The 17,274-nt window shown below is 72.5% G+C and carries 14 protein-coding genes; 7 read left to right on the top strand and 7 right to left on the bottom strand.

Features of this window, described 5'->3' with window-relative positions; all coding sequences use genetic code 11:
- Positions 1–9: 9 nt before the first annotated feature.
- From ACWEN0_RS25960 to ndk, 3 genes are all read right to left on the bottom strand, one after another.
- On the bottom strand, positions 10–3,291 hold the full coding sequence (locus tag ACWEN0_RS25960) for a phosphodiester glycosidase family protein (protein WP_451979037.1): 3,282 nt from the start codon (positions 3,289–3,291) through the stop codon (positions 10–12).
- A 189-nt stretch (positions 3,292–3,480) separates the two neighbouring features.
- Positions 3,481–4,191 (bottom strand): maleylpyruvate isomerase family mycothiol-dependent enzyme, encoded by a 711-nt coding sequence (locus ACWEN0_RS25955; protein ID WP_451978519.1) that lies wholly within the window; start codon positions 4,189–4,191, stop codon positions 3,481–3,483.
- Between the two features lie 52 nt (positions 4,192–4,243).
- Complete coding sequence (gene ndk / locus ACWEN0_RS25950) at positions 4,244–4,654, bottom strand: nucleoside-diphosphate kinase (protein ID WP_176171787.1); 411 nt, start codon at positions 4,652–4,654, stop codon at positions 4,244–4,246.
- 401 nt (positions 4,655–5,055) lie between these two features.
- Here ndk and ACWEN0_RS25945 point away from each other — a divergent pair, with 401 nt between their 5' ends.
- The gene (locus ACWEN0_RS25945) at positions 5,056–7,404 is read left to right on the top strand and encodes a penicillin acylase family protein (RefSeq protein ID WP_451978516.1); all 2,349 of its coding nucleotides are present in this window, start codon (positions 5,056–5,058) and stop codon (positions 7,402–7,404) included.
- Between the two features lie 22 nt (positions 7,405–7,426).
- Here ACWEN0_RS25945 and ACWEN0_RS25940 read toward each other — a convergent pair whose 3' ends face one another.
- The gene (locus ACWEN0_RS25940; protein ID WP_451978513.1) at positions 7,427–7,996 is read right to left on the bottom strand and encodes a TetR/AcrR family transcriptional regulator; all 570 of its coding nucleotides are present in this window, start codon (positions 7,994–7,996) and stop codon (positions 7,427–7,429) included.
- An 88-nt stretch (positions 7,997–8,084) separates the two neighbouring features.
- Here ACWEN0_RS25940 and ACWEN0_RS25935 point away from each other — a divergent pair, with 88 nt between their 5' ends.
- Entirely contained in the window at positions 8,085–8,978 is an 894-nt protein-coding gene (locus ACWEN0_RS25935; protein WP_451978510.1) for an SDR family oxidoreductase, read from the top strand.
- Between the two features lie 3 nt (positions 8,979–8,981).
- Here ACWEN0_RS25935 and ACWEN0_RS25930 read toward each other — a convergent pair whose 3' ends face one another.
- Together ACWEN0_RS25930 and folC are read right to left on the bottom strand one after the other, a co-directional pair.
- Entirely contained in the window at positions 8,982–9,338 is a 357-nt protein-coding gene (locus ACWEN0_RS25930) for a DUF4233 domain-containing protein (protein ID WP_451979034.1), read from the bottom strand.
- A gap of 35 nt (positions 9,339–9,373) precedes the next feature.
- Complete coding sequence (folC, locus tag ACWEN0_RS25925) at positions 9,374–11,029, bottom strand: bifunctional tetrahydrofolate synthase/dihydrofolate synthase (RefSeq protein ID WP_451978508.1); 1,656 nt, start codon at positions 11,027–11,029, stop codon at positions 9,374–9,376.
- A 73-nt stretch (positions 11,030–11,102) separates the two neighbouring features.
- Here folC and ACWEN0_RS25920 point away from each other — a divergent pair, with 73 nt between their 5' ends.
- Positions 11,103–11,738, top strand: coding sequence for a class I SAM-dependent methyltransferase (locus ACWEN0_RS25920; RefSeq protein ID WP_451978505.1), 636 nt, complete (start codon positions 11,103–11,105; stop codon positions 11,736–11,738).
- Positions 11,739–11,810: 72 nt separating this feature from the next.
- Positions 11,811–12,671 (top strand): SGNH/GDSL hydrolase family protein, encoded by an 861-nt coding sequence (locus ACWEN0_RS25915; RefSeq protein ID WP_451978502.1) that lies wholly within the window; start codon positions 11,811–11,813, stop codon positions 12,669–12,671.
- A gap of 55 nt (positions 12,672–12,726) precedes the next feature.
- On the opposite strand, the gene ACWEN0_RS25910 is transcribed toward ACWEN0_RS25915, so the two are convergent.
- Positions 12,727–15,348 carry a valine--tRNA ligase gene (locus tag ACWEN0_RS25910; protein WP_451978499.1) on the bottom strand — a complete coding sequence of 874 codons (2,622 nt, stop codon included), beginning with the start codon at positions 15,346–15,348 and terminating at the stop codon, positions 12,727–12,729.
- Between the two features lie 56 nt (positions 15,349–15,404).
- Between ACWEN0_RS25910 and ACWEN0_RS25905 the strand changes: the two genes are divergently transcribed.
- Genes ACWEN0_RS25905 through ACWEN0_RS25895 form a run of 3 tightly spaced genes read left to right on the top strand, consistent with a single transcriptional unit; the run spans position 15,405 to position 17,246 of the window.
- Entirely contained in the window at positions 15,405–15,707 is a 303-nt protein-coding gene (locus ACWEN0_RS25905; protein WP_451978496.1) for a hypothetical protein, read from the top strand.
- 50 nt (positions 15,708–15,757) lie between these two features.
- Positions 15,758–16,756, top strand: coding sequence for a hypothetical protein (locus ACWEN0_RS25900; RefSeq protein ID WP_451978493.1), 999 nt, complete (start codon positions 15,758–15,760; stop codon positions 16,754–16,756).
- Positions 16,757–16,808: 52 nt separating this feature from the next.
- Positions 16,809–17,246, top strand: a complete 438-nt coding sequence (locus tag ACWEN0_RS25895; protein ID WP_451978490.1) for a MarR family winged helix-turn-helix transcriptional regulator — start codon at positions 16,809–16,811, stop codon at positions 17,244–17,246.
- Positions 17,247–17,274 lie beyond the last annotated feature (28 nt).

Genomic DNA, 17,274 nt, shown 5'->3' with positions numbered 1-17,274 from the left:
CCGAACGGTTTAGCCGCGCACGGTCACGACCAGCGACTGCGTCACCCCGTTGACCGTGACCGACACCCGCGCGACACCCGGCCGCAGCGCCGTCAGGACCCCGGACGCGGGGTCGAACGCGACGACGCCGCCCCAGGAGGTCGTCCAGTCCGCGCTCACCGGGTACGTCACCGGCACGTCCCGGGTGCCCTGCCGGACCGTGGCCCGGACGACCGCGCGTTCGCCGCGCGCCAGGGAGGACGGCCCGGCCAGGGAAAGCGAGTCGACGTTCGGCCGCGTCTCGAACCGCACCGGCTGGGCGCGGTCGGCCGGGTCGGCGCGCAGCAGCGTCCAGCCGACGAACCCGCCGTCGCCGGGTGCGGCCGCGGGTGCCTTGCCGGAGTTGCCGTTGACCAGGTAGGGCACACCGTCCACCCGGGACAGCGAGAACACCCCGGCGTGCGAAGCCACCGAAGCGGCCGGTTTGCCGGACGCCTGCTCGAACCCGGTGAGCCACCGGGTCAGGAGCGTGGCTTCCTTCCGGTCCCCCAGCTGGGAGTTCCCGGTCGGGCTCGGGTCCTTCACCGGGTGGTGCATCGCGACGACGACCCCGCGGATCGACCGGTCGGCGGCCGCGGAATCCAGTGCCCCGCGCAGCATCCGGATCTGGTCGAACCCGCCCGCCCGCAGCGATCCGCGCGAGGAGTCCATCAGCACCAGGCGGATGCCGTGCACGTCGACGACCTGGTGCGTGACGCCGAAGGCGGCCTGGAAGTTTGCGAGCCCGTTGCCGCCCTCGGCCTCGTGGTTGCCCGGCACGTAGTACCAGGGCACCTTGCCGTCCAGCTCTTCGGTGATGACCTGGCGAGCGAGCACGAAGTCGGGTGCCGTGCCGCGGTCGACGAAGTCGCCGTTGATCAGCACCAGGTCCGGTTTCGCCGCGACGGCTTCGCGGAGGGCCCGCCGGGCCTGCGCCACGAGCGGTCCGGCCGGGTCGTCCGCGGTGAACTGCGCGTCGCTGACGACCGCGACGCGCAGGCCGCCGGTGAGCGTGCCGTCGGTGACCAGCGCCGGGTCGTGCGGCTGCGGGTCGGCGGGCACGGTCGCGGTCGGCGCCACCTCGAACGTCAGGTCGTCGAACACCAGCCGGCCTTCGTACTGCTGGTCCGGCACGTTCTCGACGGCGTAGAAGCGCGCCAGGCGCTGGCCGTCGGGCAGCCCCGCCGGGACCGCGGCGGTGACGTACCGCCAGCCGGTCCAGTCGACGCTCAGCGAAAGGTCCACAATGGACGCGACGTTCGCGGCGTCGCGGAGTTCCGCCCGCAGCCACGCGCCCTTCCCGTCGCCGTTCACCCACAGCCCGATCTTCTGGGTGCCGGACGGCACGGGCAGCGGCGAGGACGGCGTCACGTAGGCGGCGCGCGTCGCGGTCGTGCCGGTCAGCCGGTAGTCGAGCGCGAGGCCCTGGCCGCCGTCCCGCCCGGGGGCCGCGGACAGCGCCGCGCCCACGACTGCCGGGTACACCGTCGCCGTCCAGCCGGCCGGACCGTCCAACGGGGACGCGACCTGCGGCACCGTGCCCACGGACGCGGCCAGGTGGGTGGTCAGCCCGGCGGCCGACGCGGTGATCGCGGAAGCGCCGGACGCCGTCAGCGCAGTCACCCGGTAGCCGTCACCGGACGGCTCGACCCGCACGACGGCGTGGTCGTAGTCCAGCTTGACGTCGTCGGGCTCCAGCCAGGTGCCGTAGCCGTCCGCGTCGTAGCCGTAGACCTTGAACGTGCTCGTGGCGCCCGCGCCGGACAGCGCGACCTGCTCGGTGCTCGTGCCGAGCCGGACCGGCTTGCCCAGCACCGAAAGCGTCGTCTTCCCCGTCGCGCGGCCCGAGCGCGCGAGGACGTCGACGTCTCCCACGCCGTGCCCGGTGACGACCCCGCGGGTCGCGGTGGCCCGCCGGAGGTCGGACGTCGTCCAACGCGGGTCGGCGGCGACCGCGGCGCCGGTCTCGTCGTGGCCGTCGGCGACCAGGTGGCGGGTCAGGCCGGTCAGCACCCGCTTCGCGTCGTCGGTCGCCACGGCGGGCGCCGGCGCGAAGCCGGTGAGCTTGCCGCTGCCCGGCACCGTCGCGAAGCCGATCCCGTTGGGCACCAGGCGTTCCCCGCCGTCGGACGGCGAGTTCCGGACGCTCGGCGCCGCTTCGCCCTCGTTGCGTGCGAGCAGCGTCGAGGAACCGCCGCCGTCGAGGTTGATCGCGTCGTCGGCGCCCAGGCTCTTCATGTGCCGGGCCAGCTCCAGCTCGGTCATCCCGCGGCTGTCGGCCTGGCGGCCGTCCACCGTGGCCAGCCACATCTTCCGGCCGTCGGCGGAGAAGCCGACCGCGGTCCGCGGGTGCATGGCCACGTTGTCGACGGGCTGCACGACGCCGTCGTGGAGCAGGACTTCGTTGCCGCCCACGGCGACCGCGATCTTGCCCGCGTCCGTGCGCGGCGCGTACGTGACACCCACCGGGTCGCCGGGCTTCAGCGCGGCGAGCGCGTCCGCCCCGGCTTCGCGAGCCAGCAGGAGCGTCGTGCCGGCCGCGATCGGACCGGCCGCGGGCTGGTCGCGCACCGCGGTCACGACGCCGTCGCGGAGCTCGACTTCGCGCACCCGGGACGCGCCGGCCACCGAGGTCGCGCGACCCGAGGCACCCCACAACGGCGTGTAGACGCCGATCGCGTTCGCGTCGAGGACCGGGCTGTTGAAGTTCGTCGCCTCCACCGCGCCACCGGGGAGCGTCACGGTGGCTTCGAGGAAGATCGACGCGAGCCGCGCCTTGCCTTCGTCGGTGATCGCGGCCGTGTAGTTGTGGCCGGCGGCGGGCGCGGTCTGCAGCTGCCCGCCGTCGATGCCGACGCCGATCGGCGCGCCGGTGGCGTTGATGTCGAAGAAGTCGCCGTTCACGCCGGCGACCGCGCCCGTGCGCGCGACCTGCTGCGAAAGCGGCGAGCGCGCGGAAACCGTGCCGGGGCTGAGGTAGGTCGGCTTCAGGACCTTGCTGCCGAGGTCGACGGCGAGGGTGTCGCCGCGGATCCAGCCGGCCGGGTCGAAGCGGTCGAACTGGGTGAGGTCCAGGCCGGGCGCGACCTCGGTGGTCGCACTGCCGGTGACGAGCCCGCCGTCGGGGTCCGCGGCGGCGAAGGCGGACGGGCCCTCGTGGGCGGACGACGCGGCGGGCGCGGCCTCGACCGGCGCGGTGCCGAGCGGCGCCGCGAGCGGGTCGGCGTGGGCCGGAACGACGAACACCGTCGCGAACAAAGCGGCAAGCGGCAGCGCTGCGCTGTGACGACCGGGGCTTCGCCCCGAGCCGGGGGCCCCGCCACCCGGACCCCCAAACAGAAAAGGTGACTTCTTCACCAGATACCCCAGGAGCTAGTGAGAGTGAGCCGGACCAGCACAGCGCAGTGGCACGGCCGGGGGAAGACTTCCCGGTGAACCCCGCCTGAATGGTCTAGAACACCCTCAGGGCGTCAGCGGCGATCGGAGCAACGCGGCCGCGGCCGCGCCTTCGGCGCGCGGGGCCGGGCCGGTGCGCTTCCACAGCCGCAGCAGCAGATCGCGGGCCGGCGCTTCGACGGTCGCGCCGTCGGCGGCCGGGCCGAGCGCGGGCGGCTCACCGGGGTGGACCGTCCAGACGTCGCCGGTGTCGGTGGCCCGCAGGGAAACCGGCCCGGGCAGTTCGGGGACGGCGTGCCAGCGCGTCACGCGCGGCAGGAGGGTGCCGAGGACCTCGTCGACGCCGTCGGCGGCCACGGCCGCGTCGAGCACGTGGTCGCTGCCCGAATCGGCGAGGTGGACGGCCGTTTCGTGGACCTGGCGGCGGAACCAGAACGCCTTGGTCTTCTCGGTGCCGCCGAAGTGCCAGCACCGGTCTTCGGGGGTGGCCGCTTCGAGCGCGTCGATCAGCAGCCCGGCGCTTTCGGCGTACCAGGACGCCAGGTCGGCGCCGGGACCCTGCGCGAAGTCCTGCTTCTGGACTTCGCCGGTGGCGACGACCGCGGCGGCCCAGCGGTGGACGTTCCCGAGGTGCGTGCCGAGGTCGGCCAGGGTCCAGTCGCCGCAGTCGGGGACCTTCGCGGCCGGGTCGGCCGTCCGCAGCTGCCGGGCGAAGGCACCGGTCAGCTCACGCAGGACCGGCAGGTATTCGCGGGCCGGGAACGGCATCGTCGTCACGGGTGCTCCTGGGGAGAACCGGGGCCACGCGCGGGCGCGGCCCCGGCGCCGGTCACAGGTCGGGGAACCAGAGCTTCAGCTCGCGCTCGGCCGACTCCGGCGAGTCCGAGCCGTGGACCAGGTTGTACTGGGTCTCCAGCGCGAAGTCGCCGCGGATGGTGCCCGGGGTGGCCTTCTCGACCGGGTCGGTGCCGCCGGCGAGCTGGCGGAACGCGGCGATGGCGCGCGGTCCCTCGACGGCGAGCGCGACCAGCGGGCCCGACGTGATGAACTCCAGCAGGTCGCCGAAGAACGAACGCTCCTTGTGCTCGGCGTAGTGCTCCTCGGCCAGCGCCTGCGGAACGGTCCGCAGCTCGAGGGCGGCGAGCTTCAGGCCCTTGCGCTCGATGCGCGAGACGACCTCGCCGACGAGGCCGCGCGCGACGCCATCGGGCTTGACGAGGACCAGCGTGCGTTCAGTCACGACGGTGTTTCTCCTTGGTGCGGTTCGGGGTCGGTGCGCGTGAGCGTAGCCGACCGTGTTCAGCGGGCGTGCGGGTGCAGGTTCTTCGACCACAGGGACGTCCCCGCGGGGCGTGCACGAACACCGCCTTCGGGCCGGCGACTCCGCCGTCACGCGGCAGTGGTACTCGGTGCCGGACGGGAGACGGGCGACGCCCACCTGGCCGGTCCCCCGGCGGCCGGGCCGGCGAGCGGGCCCGGAACGACGGGTCGGCGGGAGTGGGGGGCGGTCCGGTCATGTCCGGTTCCTCTCCCGCCGCGGCCAACGCCGGAGTGCGCGAGACGGACGAATCCCCGGGTTTTCCCCCATGCCCGCGCGCTGTCGCCATCGGTAGCGTGGCGATCACGACCAGGGGGGGTCAGATGAGACGATTCACAAAGTCCCTCGCCGTCTTCACGGCGGCGCTCTCGATCACCACGCTGGGGGCCGGCATCGCGGAAGCCGGCGACCCGAAGGCCGTGCTCCGGTACACCGAACACGGCGTCCCGCACATCGTCGCGAAGGACTTCGCCGGGCTCGGCTACGGGTACGGCTACGCCGCGGCGACCGACAACATCTGCGAGCTCGCGAACATCTACCTCACGGTGAGCGCGCAGCGGGCGGAGTACCTCGGCCCGGACGGCGGCGGCTACCCGTCGCTTTCGGAGGCCGGGAGCAACCTCCACAGCGACCTGTTCTTCCAGCGGATCAACGACTCGGGCGTCGTCGACCGGCTCGCCGCGCAGCCCGCGCCGCAGGGCCCGCGGGCCGAGGTCCGGCAGATCGTTTCGGGCTACGTCAAGGGGTTCAACGCCTACCTGGCCCGCACCGGCCGGTCCGGGATCTCCGACCCGGCCTGCCGCGGCGCCGCCTGGGTCCGGCCGATCACCGAGCAGGACTTCTACCGCCACTTCTACGCCATCGCGATCACCGGCGGCCAGGGCTTGGTGGCCGAAAGCCTGTTCGCCGCGCCGCCGTCCGGCGCGACGCCGGCGCCCGGGACGGCCGGGCAGCTCTCCGGCAAGGTCCGGCAGGCCCTCGGCGGGAGCGGGCTGGGCAGCAACGGCCTCGCGATCGGCGCCGACGGGACCGCGGCGGGTCAGGGCAGCGTGCTGCTCGGCAACCCGCACTACCCGTGGCAGGCCGGGCGCCGGTTCTGGCAGAGCCAGCTGACCATCCCCGGCCGGTTCGACGTCGCGGGCGCGAGCCTGCTCGGGATGCCGTTCGTCCAGATCGGGCACACCGCCGACGCCGCCTGGACGCACACGGTGTCCACACCGGTCACCTTCGGCCTCTTCGAGGTGCCGCTGAAGCCCGGCGACCCGACGACCTACCTGGTCGACGGCAAGCCCGAGAAGATGACCCGGGCCGACGTCACGGTCCGGGTGCGCCAGGCCGACGGCTCGCTGAAGCCGGTCCGCCAGACGTTCTGGTCGACGCGGTACGGCTCGGTGCTCGGCGACTTCCAGGGCATTCCGCTGCCGTGGACGGCGAAATCGGCGTACGCGGTGCGGGACGCCAACGCGACGAACCTGCGCGGGCTGAACACGTGGTTCGAGCTCGACCAGGCGCACAGCACGGGTGACGTCGTCCGCGCGCTGAGCCGCACCCAGGGCGTGCCGTGGGTCAACACGATCGCGACCGACCGCGCCGGCAACGCGCTCTACGCCGACATCCAGGTCGTCCCGAACGTCACCGACGAGCACGCGAAGGCCTGCAGCACTCCCTTGGGACAGCAGACGTTCGCCGTGGTCGGACTGGCCATTTTGGACGGATCGAAGTCGTCGTGCCAGTGGGGTTCCGACCCGGGCGCGCTCGAGCCCGGCATCTTCGCGCCGTCGCGGCTGCCGCGGCAGCAACGCCGGGACTACGAGCTGAACACCAACGACAGCGCCTGGCTGGCGAACGCGAAGGCGCCGATCACGGGGTACCCGCACATCGTCGGCGACCTCGGCACCGAACGCTCGCCGCGCACGCGGGAAGCGTTGCTCACGGCCGAAAAGGGCGGGTTCACCCCGGACTCGATGAAGAAGATGCTGTTCGCCGACCACAGCCTGTTCGCCGATCTGACGGCGGCGGACCTGGCGAAGCTGTGCGCGTCGTTCCCGGGCGGGCAGGCGCCGTCGTCGTCCGGGCCGGTGCCGGTCGGGGCCGCGTGCGCCGCGCTCGCGAGCTGGGACCACACGTACTCCCTCGACACGCGGGGATCGCTGTTGTTCCAGCGGTTCGCCGCGCGGCTGGGCACCGTCGACCGCTTCACGGTGCCGTTCGACCCGAAGGCGCCGCTGACCACGCCGAACACGCTCAACGTGGCGAACCCGGACGTCCGGAAGGCGTTCGGGGACGCGCTGGCCGAACTGCGGACGGCCGGGCTGCCGCCGGACGCTCGCCTGCGGGACGGCCAAGCCGTCACGCGCAACGGCGAGCGCATTCCCATCCACGGCGGGCAGGGCTTCCTCGGCGTGCTCGACGTGGTGACGCCGGAGTGGGACCCGGCGCGCGGGAACGTCGAGGTCGTGCACGGGTCCAGCTACGTCCAGGTGGTCGGGTTCCGCGGCAGCGCCTGCCCGGACGTCTCGACGGTGCTGACCTACTCGCAGTCGGCGAACCCGGAGTCGCCGTACTTCAGCGACCAGACGAAGCTCTACAGCCGCGGTGAATGGGTGCAGGGCCGCTTCTGCGAAGCCGACATCCTGCGCTCCCCCGCGCTGCGGATCGTCGTGCTGCGCTGAGGTTCCCGGCGGAGGCGGGCGCTCAGCCGCCCGTCTCCGCCGACAGCCCGCGCAGGTCGGCGAAGGCTTCGTCGAGGTGCTCGTCCAGGCTGCGCGCGGACTCCTCGATCCACGCTCCGGCGGCGTGGTGGAAGGTGAGCCAGCCGATGTGGGCGGCCAGCGCGGCGAGCCGGACCGGGACCCCGCGCTCGCGCAGCGCCGCCGCCAGGGCGTCGGCCATGGCGGCGGCCTTGGCCAGGTCGCGTTCCCGCAGCGCCGGGGTCGCGGCGATGACCGCCAGCCGCGGCTCGGCGAACGACCGGTTGCCTTCGAGGATCCGCCCGGACTTCCGGAAGGCGCCGAGCAGGACCGCGAGCGGCGGCTCACCGGCGGGCGCGCCGGCCACCGACTTCACCAGCTCCGCGCGCAGGGTGGCTTCGCCGTCGAAGAGCACTTCGCGCTTGTCCGGGAAGTGCCGGAAGAAGGTGCGCTCGGTGACGCCGGCCCGCGCGGCGATCTCGGCCGTGGTGGTCCGGTCGAAGCCACGTTCCTGGTACAGCTCCAAGGCCGCCTGCTGGAGGCGGCGGCGGGCTTCATCTCCGCTGCGGGGCACCCGGTCAGCCTACCCGTAGCGACAGTTACTGACACTACGAGGTACAGTTTGTAGCGTCAGTCACTGTCGCTACGCGGAAGAGGGTCCCATGCACGTCTTCGTCACCGGCGGTTCCGGCCTGACCGGCCCCGCCGTCGTCACCGAGCTGATCGCGGGCGGCCACACCGTCACCGGCCTGGCCCGCTCGGACGCCTCCGCAGCCGAGCTCGAGTCCTTGGGCGCCACGCCGCACCGCGGCTCCCTGGCCGACCTCGACAGCCTGCGCCGCGGCGCCGAAGCCGCCGACGGCGTCCTGCACATGGCCTTCGGGGGCGACTTCGCCGACCCCGACGACATGATGCGGCGCGACACGGCCGCGATCGAGGCGCTCGGGCGGGCCCTGGAAAACACCGGGAAGCCGTTCGTCAGCACGTCGGGCACGCTGGTCATGCCCACCGGCCGGGAAAGCACCGAACAGGACGAACCCGACACCGCCGGGTTGGCCCCGTTCCGGATCGCCGGGGAACGCGCCTGCCTGGGGTTCGCCGGCCGCGGTGTGCGCGCGAGTGTCGTCCGGCTCGCCCCGACCGTCCACGGCCCGGGCGACTACGGCTTCATCGCGATGCTCGTCGACACCGCGCGCAAGACCGGGCAGTCGGCCTACGTCGGCGACGGCGGTAACCGCTGGCCCGCGGTGCACCGGCTCGACGCGGCCGTCCTGTTCCGGCTGGCCCTGGAGAAGGCGCCCGCGGGCACCGTGGTCCACGGCGCCGCGGAAAACGTCGTCTTCCGGGACATCGCCGAGACGATCGCCCGCGGCCTCGGCCTGCCCGCGGTCTCCCTGACGCCGGAGGACGCCGCCGGGCACTACGCCAGCCCGTTCTTCGCGACGGCCTACGGCTTCGACGCGCCCGTCTCCAGCGCCTTCACGCGGGAGCTGCTCGGCTGGTCACCGGTGCACCCGGGCCTGCTCGACGACGTCGCCGAGGGCGACTACCTCTGAAGTTCAGGGCTGCGGCTGCTGGCTCGCGAGGGTGCCGGCCGCCATCCGGCGGGCGACGTCCTTGCGCAGCCACAGCAGCCACAGCCACAGGGCCAGGAACAGCACACCCAGGACGGCCATCGCGGGCAGCCAGAACACCATCGCGATCAGCACCACCTGGAGGCCCAGGATCAGCGGCACCGCCCACGGCCGCTTGACGAACCCGCAGGTCACGAGCAGGACGGCGGCGATCCCGATGCACGTCCAGCCGGTGACCGTGCTGATCCCGCCGCCCAGCTTGTTCACGACCGGAAGCGCGAGCGCGACCGTGATCGCCTCCATGATCAGCGTTCCCGACATCACGCCGCGGAAACCCTTCATCGGGTCCTTGGGCTTGGGCTTCTCCGGGGTCTCGCTCACGCCGGCTCCTTCCCGAACAGCGTGCGCGCCTCGCCCGCGGTGACGACCGAGCCGGTGACGAGCACGCCACCGCCGGACAGCGGCTCCTCCGGGTCGTCGCTGGTCTCGACCAGCGCGATCGCCGTCTCGATCGCCGTCTCCAGGTCCGTCTCCGCGACCACGCGTTCCTCGCCGAACACCGAGATGGCCAGCTGGTTCAGCTCGTCGAGCGGCATCGAGCGCGGCGACGAGTTCCGCGTGACGACGACGTCCGAAACCACCGGCTCGAGCGCCTCGAGGATGCCGAGCGCGTCCTTTTCGGCCATCACACCGACCACCGCGACCAGGCGGCGGAAGGCGAACTCCTCGGCCACGGTCGCCGCGAGCGCGCGGGCGCCGTGCGGGTTGTGGGCCGCGTCGAGCATGACCGCCGGTGCCGCGCGGACCCGCTCCAGGCGGCCGGGCGTCTCGACCTCGGCGAACGCCTCGCGCACGGCCTCGACCACCAGCTGCTTGTCCTTGCCCGCGCCGAAGAACGCCTCCACCGCGGCCAGCGCGAGCGCGGCGTTCGCGGCCTGGTGGGCACCGTGCAGCGGCAGGAAGATGTCGTCGTAGACGCCGCCGAGGCCCTGCAGCTTGAGCAGCTGCCCGCCGACGGCGACCTCCTTCTCGAGCACGCCGAACTCGCTGCCCGCGCGCGCGACCGCGGCGTCGACCTCGACGGCGCGTTCCAGCAGGACCTTCAGCACCTCGGGGTCCTGCTCGCCGATGACCGCGACCGAGCCGGGCTTGATGATGCCCGCCTTTTCGCGCGCCGCGCCGAGGATGTCCGGGCCGAGGTACTCGACGTGGTCGAGGCCGATCGGGGTGATGACCGCGACGTCGGCGTCCGCGACGTTCGTCGCGTCCCAGGCACCGCCCAGGCCCGCTTCGAGCACGGCGGCTTCGACCGGCGCGTCCGCGAACGCGGCGAACGCCATCCCGGTGAGGATCTCGAACTTGCTCATCGCGACGCCGTCCGCGGCGGCACCGTCCACCATGGACACGTACGGCGCGATGTCGTGCCACAGCTCGGCGTAGCGCGCGGCGGAGATCGGGTGACCGTCGAGCGCGATCCGCTCGGTCACCAGCTGCAGGTGCGGGCTGGTGTAGCGGCCGACGCGCAGGCCCATCCGGGTCAGCAGCGCGTCGATCATCCGGGCCGTGGAGCCCTTGCCGTTCGTGCCGGCGACGTGCAGCACCGGGTAGCCCTTGTTCGGCTCGCCCAGCAGCTGCGTCAGCGCCGAAATGCGGGTCAGCGACGGCTCGATCTTCGTCTCCGGCCAGCGCTGGTTCAGCTCGGCCTCGACGGCCATCAGCTCGTGGCGCGCTTCCGGGCCGTCCGGGTCGCCGAACTCCGCCTGCGGGCCCTGGTCGTCGAGCTCATGCAGCTCGGCGTCCTCGGCGGTGACCAGGTCGGGCACCGGGCCGGTGGCGAGGTTGTCGCCCAGCTGCCCGACACCCCCGATCCCGCCGCGGCTGCCGCCGCCCGCCTCGAACGCCGTGTCGCGGACGTCCAGCTCCGGGTCGTGGTCGTCGGACTCCTCGTAGCCCGACGTCCCCAGTTCGTCGACGCCCGCGAAGCTGTCCAGATCCGACAGGTCCGGCTCGCGACCTGTCTCATCCTGCGGCACTGACTCTCCTCCGGCCTGGGGTTTCGCACTTGCCTTCCGAGTCTACGTGCGTGATGAGTGGCACTCTCGACGCATGCCGTTCAACCACAACGACCACTACCACCCGCTGGTGCTGGACCTGCTCCCGCCGGGCCCGGGGATCGCGCTGGACGTCGGCTGCGGCACCGGCCGGTTCGCGCGCCGGCTGGCCGCGACCGGCATGACGGTGGAGGCGGTCGACGTCTCGGCGGCGATGATCGAGGCGGCGTCGGGGCTCGGTTCGCCGGGGCCGGGCAAGATCGTCTACCGGCAGGCCGACGTCGTCACCGACCCGCTGCCCGAGGCGCACTACGACTTCATCTCGTGCCTGGCGTCCCTGCACCACATGCCGTTCGAGACGGTCACCAAGCTGCGCCGCGCGCTGGTGCCGGGCGGGGTGCTCGCGGTGCTCGGGCCGGCCCGGCCGAGCACCCCCGGGGACTGGGCGCGGGCTGTCGCGGCGGTGCCGGTCAACGCGCTCGCGCGGCTGGTCGTCTACGCCGGCGAGCGGCTGAACGGCGGCCCGGAGGACGGCCCGAAGGCACCGGTCTTCGACGACTACCCGACGCTGGCGGAGATCCGCCGCGAGTCGGCGCGGCTGCTGCCCGGCAGCACGGTCCGGCCGTTGCTGTTCTGGCGCACCCTGATCACTTACCGTGAGCACGGCGACGGTGACCCGACTGGCGGGTGAAGACCGTCCCCTCGGTGTCCGGGGCTCGCTAGATGTGGAAGGAGCGTTTCCGGAAACCAGAACGGGGTCTTCATGCGCATCGCCCGGCTGCTCATCGCCGTCGTCTCGGCAGCCACTCTGCTCACCACCACCGCGGCCGCCGCTTCGGCGACGACCATCGGCAGCTACGTCGCCCTCGGCGACTCCTACACCTCCGGGCCGTTCATCCCGGTCCAGCGGCTCGACCCGCTGGGCTGCGGGCGGTCCACCGCGAACTACCCGTCGGTGCTGGCGGCGGCCCTGCACACCGGCCGGTTCACCGACGTCAGCTGCGCGGGCGCCGACACGGGGTCGATGACGCGGCCGCAGAGCGTGCCCTTCAACGGCACGAACGCCCCGCAGCTGGGCGCCCTGCGGATCGACACCGACCTGGTGACGCTCGGCATCGGCGGCAACGACTACGACGTGTTCGGCAGCCTGACCTCGACGTGCCCGGGCCTACGCGCGAGCGACCCGACGGGCAACCCGTGCGAGGAGCACTTCGGCGGTTCCGTGCTGTCGGTGATCGACAACATCGGCCCCCGGGTCGAGACGGTGCTCGCGGCGATCCACGAACGGTCACCGAGCGCGCGGGTGCTGGTGGTCGGCTACCCGCGGATCGCCCCGGCATCCGGCTACTGCCCGGACGTCCTCCCCTTCGCCGACGGCGACTACGCGTGGCTGAACAGCATCGAGGAGGCGCTGAACAAGACCCTGGCCGACGCGGCGGACGCGGACGGCAAAGCGGAGTACGTCGACACGTACGGCCCCTCCCGCGGCCACGACGCCTGCGCCCGCGGCGGCGCGGCGTGGATCAACGGCAAGGACCAGAACGTCTTCGAGGCCGCCGCCTACCACCCGCTGAAGACCGGGATGGCGGGCATCGCGGCGGTGGTGTTGAAGGCACTGCGCTGAGAGACGGCGAAGCCCGGCACTTTCACGTGAAAGTGCCGGGCTTCGCCGTCAAGCCTCAGGAAGCGGGCAACGCAGCCAAGCGGGCCGTGATGCGGTCGATGTCCGCCACCGCGGTTTCCTTGCGCACCTTGATCTTCTCGACCACGTGCTCCGGGGCCTTCGCGATGAACGCCTCGTTGCCCAGCTTGGCTTCGGTCTGGGACAGCTCCTTCTCGGCCGCCGTCAGGTCCTTCTGCAGGCGCTTGCGCTCGGCTGCCACGTCGACCGTGCCCGAGAGGTCCAGCTCCACCGTCACCACGCCGTCGGCCAGGGCCACCTCGAGGGACGCGCTGGCGGCGAAGTCTTCGGCCGCGGGGGTCAGGCGGACCAGGGAACGGATCGCCTCCTCGTGGCCGCCCGCGTAGCCCGCGAGCCGGGCCGCCACCTTCTGGCCCGGCTTCAGGCCCTGGTCGGCGCGGAAGCGGCGGATCTCCGTCACCAGCTTCTGGACGTCCGCGATCCGGGCGTCCGCGACCGGGTCGGCGTACGACGTGGAAGCCGCCGGCCAGGCCGCGATCACCAGCGACTCGCCGCCGGTCAGGGCCGTCCACAGCTTCTCCGTGATGAACGGGATGAACGGGTGCAGCAGCCGCAGCACCGTGTCCAGCACGTGGCCCAGGACCGCGCGCGTGGCGGCGACCCGCGCGGTGTCTCCTTGGTACAGCTGGACCTTCGCCAGCTCCAGGTACCAGTCGCACAGCTCGTTCCAGGTGAACTGGTAGAGCGCGCCCGCCACCTTCGCGAACTGGAAGTCCTCGAACAGGCCGTCCACTTCGGACACCAGCGCGCCGAGACGGCCGAGGATCCAGCGGTCGGATTCCGTCAAGTCAGCGGCAGCGGGCAACGGCGAAGCGACCGAGGCGCCGTTCATCATCGCGAACTTCGTCGCGTTCCACAGCTTCGTGCAGAAGTTGCGGGAGCCGGCCGCCCACTCGTCGGCCAGGGCCATGTCCGCGCCCGGGTTCGCGCCGCGGGCCAGGGTGAAGCGGGTGGCGTCCGCGCCGTAGGCGTCCATCCACTCCAGCGGGTCGATCACGTTGCCGCGCGACTTCGACATCTTCTTGCCCTGGGCGTCGCGGATCAGGCCGTGCAGGTACACGTGGTCGAACGGCTGCTTGCCGTCCATCTGGTGCACGCCGAACATCATCATCCGGACGACCCAGAAGAACAGGATGTCGTAGCCGGTCGACAGCACGCTGGTCGGGTAGAACTTGGCCAGGTCCTCGGAGCCGGACGGCCAGCCCAGCGTCGACATCGGCCACAGGCCCGACGAGAACCACGTGTCCAGCACGTCCGGGTCCTGCGTCCAGCCCTCACCCGACGGCGGCTGCTCGTCCGGGCCGACGCACACGACTTCGCCGTCCGGGCCGTAGTAGACCGGGATGCGGTGGCCCCACCACAGCTGGCGCGAGATCGTCCAGTCGTGCATGTTGTCGACCCAGTCGAAGTACCGCTTGCCCAGCTCCGCGGGGTGGATCTTGGTGCGGCCGTCGCGGACCGCGTCGCCGGCCAGCTTGGCCAGTTCCTCGACCTTGACCCACCACTGCAGCGACAGCCGCGGCTCGACGACCGTGTCGCAGCGCGAGCAGTGCCCGACCGCGTGCACGTACGGCCGCTTCTCGGCCACGATCCGGCCGGCCTCGCGCAGCGCCGCGACGACCGCCGGGCGAGCCTCGAACCGGTCCAGGCCCTCGAACGGCCCCGGCGCGGTGATTTCGGCGCGCTCGTTCATGATCGTCAGCATCGGCAGGTCGTGCCGGCGGCCGATCTCGAAGTCGTTCGGGTCGTGCGCCGGGGTCACCTTGACCGCGCCGGTGCCGAACTCGGGGTCGACGTGCTTGTCGGCCACGATCGGGATGCGGCGGCCGGTCAGCGGCAGCTCGACCTCGGTGCCGACCAGGTGCGCGTACCGCTCGTCGTCCGGGTGGACGGCGACCGCGGTGTCGCCCAGCATCGTCTCCGCGCGGGTGGTGGCCACGACGATCGCGTTGGCACCGTCGCCGTAGCGGATCGAGACGAGCTCGCCGTCGTCGTCGTTGTGGTCGACCTCGATGTCCGACAGCGCCGTCTGGCAGCGCGGGCACCAGTTGATGATCCGCTCGGCGCGGTAGATCAGGCCCTGGTCGTAGAAGTTCTTGAACACCGTCTGGACGGCCTTGGACAGGTTCTCGTCCATGGTGAAGCGCTCACGCGACCAGTCGACGCCGTCGCCGAGGCGCTTCATCTGGCCGAGGATCCGGCCGCCGTACTCGGCCTTCCACTCCCAGACCCGCTCGACGAACTTCTCCCGGCCCAGGTCGTGGCGCGAAAGGCCCTCGCCGGCCAGCTGGCGCTCGACGACGTTCTGCGTCGCGATGCCCGCGTGGTCCATGCCCGGCAGCCACAGCACCTCGTAGCCCTGCATGCGACGGCGGCGGCTCATCGCGTCCATCAGGGTGTGGTTGAGCGCGTGGCCCATGTGCAGCGAACCGGTGACGTTCGGCGGCGGCAGTACGATCGAGAACGGCGGCTTCCCCGACGAGGCGTCGGCCGTGAAGTACCCGGCCGCTACCCAGCGGTCGTACATCGGTGCTTCCTCGGCGGCCGGGTCCCAGGCACCCGGAAGGTCGGTGGTCTGCTGCGGAGCGTTCTCGGTCACAATGGACAAGTCTACGAACCCGTCACGGCGGGTCACCCAGGGGGAAGGCACTCGGGATGGCACAGCCTCAGCAGCCACAGGATCCGGACGACCGGCGCCTGGAGACGCACCCGGACCTGATGAACCCCGACTGGCAGAAGTACGCCGAGCGGGACGCCTGGCTGGGCGCCAAGAAGGACCTCAAGAAGCGCCGCAAGCGCGAGCGCCGCGCGGGCGGGGTGCAGCGGCCCGGGCAGAGCCGCTGGCCCGGTGTTCTGGCGCTGCTGCTGGTCGCCGCCCTGGTCGCCGCGGCGATCATCGTGCACCAGGTCCAGGGCGTCGGCGTCAACGAGGCCTCGCTGCTGTTCTTCGGTCAGTAACGCTCGTCCGCCCCTGTCGATGATCTGTCGTCGACCTTGGGGGAAAGCACGTGGACGAGGACAACCTGCTCGAATCGCACCCGGACCTGGCGGACCCGGAGTGGCGCAAGCACGCGCGGACGGACGCCTGGCTGGGTTCGAAGAAGGACCGCAAGCAGTTCCGCAAGCAGCAGCGACGCGCCTCGCGGGGCCCGCGGCGCCGCTGGTGGATCTTCGCCGTGCTCGTGGCGATCCTCGCCGTGACGACGGCCGCGATCGTGTACGTCGGCCGCCGGCCCGCGCCGGTGGCCGGGCCGCCGAACCCGACGTCGGTGCCGGAGGTCGCCCCGGTCGACCTGGCCCGGCCGTACGCGCGCACCCCCGCCGACGTCTGGCCGAAGGGCATCGGCGGCATCACCTCGCCCGCCGCCGCCCCGGTGGGCAAGTTCACGGCCGAAGCGGTCGCGGACGCCTACGCGAAGTCACGGCAGGCCATCACCGCCGCCCACCTCGACCCGGCGGTGCTGTCCGCGCACGACCCGAAGGCCTACCTCGCGCTCTTCGCCCCGGACCAGCGCGAGCAGATGACGCCGTGGCTGACCGCGAAACCGGCGAAGGACAAGCCCGGCTTGGACTCCTACCTGACCGAGATCGCCGACGGCTACCACCTCCTCGACGCGGGACCGCGCACGTTCGGCACGCTCACCGCGCGGGCCGGCGACAAGCCCGGCGAACTGGCCGTGGACGCCAAGTACGTCGTCGCGTACGCCTTCGACAACGTCCACCCGGAGACGCTGACCAGCCCGAACGAGATCGTCAGCTTCCTGCGCGTCGACGAGACCTACGTCGTCGCCACGAGCGCCGGCCTGGCGAAGAACAGCCGGGGGCTGTGGCTCGACGGCGGGCGGAGCGCGGTCTCGTCGGTCGGCTGCGCGGCGGCGCGGGAGGGCTTCCTGGCCCCCGGCTACGCGAACCCGCCGGCGGCCGCGCCGCCCACGGGTGACCGGGAGGCGCCCGGCTACTACGACCCGAAGTACCCCGTGCCGACCCTCGACGACTGCGACGGCTAGGAGTTCGTCACATCGAGATGCACAGGCTGGACTGTACAGTTAACCTGTGTGCATGGGCGAAGTACCAGCGCACGTCGCCGAGAGCGCCGGGTGGATCCGGGCCGTCGTGGGGCAGCTGCACCGCAGGCTGCGCCAGGTCGACAACGCCGGGATCCTGACGCCGTCGCAGTCCGCCGTGCTCAACCGGCTCCACCGCGAAGGCCCCGCCACGCAGGGCGAGCTGGCCGCCGCCGAGCACGTCCGGCAGCAGTCGATGGCCGCCACCCTCGGCGTGCTCGACGAGCTCGGCTACCTCGCCCGCACCCCCGACCCGGCCGACCGGCGCCGCGTGGTGATCAGCCTGTCCGAGGCCGGCACCGACACCGTGCGCGGCATCCAGCAGCACCGCGACGAGTGGCTGGCCCAGGCGCTGGCGGACGAGCTGTCCCCCGCCGAGCTCGACGCCGTCACCCTTGCCCTGCCGCTGCTGCAGCGCGTTGCGCAACACTGAAGGAGTTCTCACGAGCACCGTCACCGCT

Source organism: Amycolatopsis sp. NPDC004378 (assembly GCF_053602455.1).
The sequence above is the reverse complement of the archived record's forward strand: the minus strand, read 5'-3'. Positions and strand labels throughout refer to the sequence as shown.

Coding starts and splice junctions, on each gene's coding strand:
- ACWEN0_RS25945 (WP_451978516.1), top strand. CDS start 5,056: ATGAGACGATTCACAAAGTCCCTCGCCGTCTTCACGGCGGCGCTCTCG.
- ACWEN0_RS25935 (WP_451978510.1), top strand. CDS start 8,085: ATGCACGTCTTCGTCACCGGCGGTTCCGGCCTGACCGGCCCCGCCGTC.
- ACWEN0_RS25930 (WP_451979034.1), bottom strand. CDS start 9,338: ATGAAGGGTTTCCGCGGCGTGATGTCGGGAACGCTGATCATGGAGGCG.
- ACWEN0_RS25920 (WP_451978505.1), top strand. CDS start 11,103: ATGCCGTTCAACCACAACGACCACTACCACCCGCTGGTGCTGGACCTG.
- ACWEN0_RS25915 (WP_451978502.1), top strand. CDS start 11,811: ATGCGCATCGCCCGGCTGCTCATCGCCGTCGTCTCGGCAGCCACTCTG.
- ACWEN0_RS25905 (WP_451978496.1), top strand. CDS start 15,405: ATGGCACAGCCTCAGCAGCCACAGGATCCGGACGACCGGCGCCTGGAG.
- ACWEN0_RS25895 (WP_451978490.1), top strand. CDS start 16,809: ATGGGCGAAGTACCAGCGCACGTCGCCGAGAGCGCCGGGTGGATCCGG.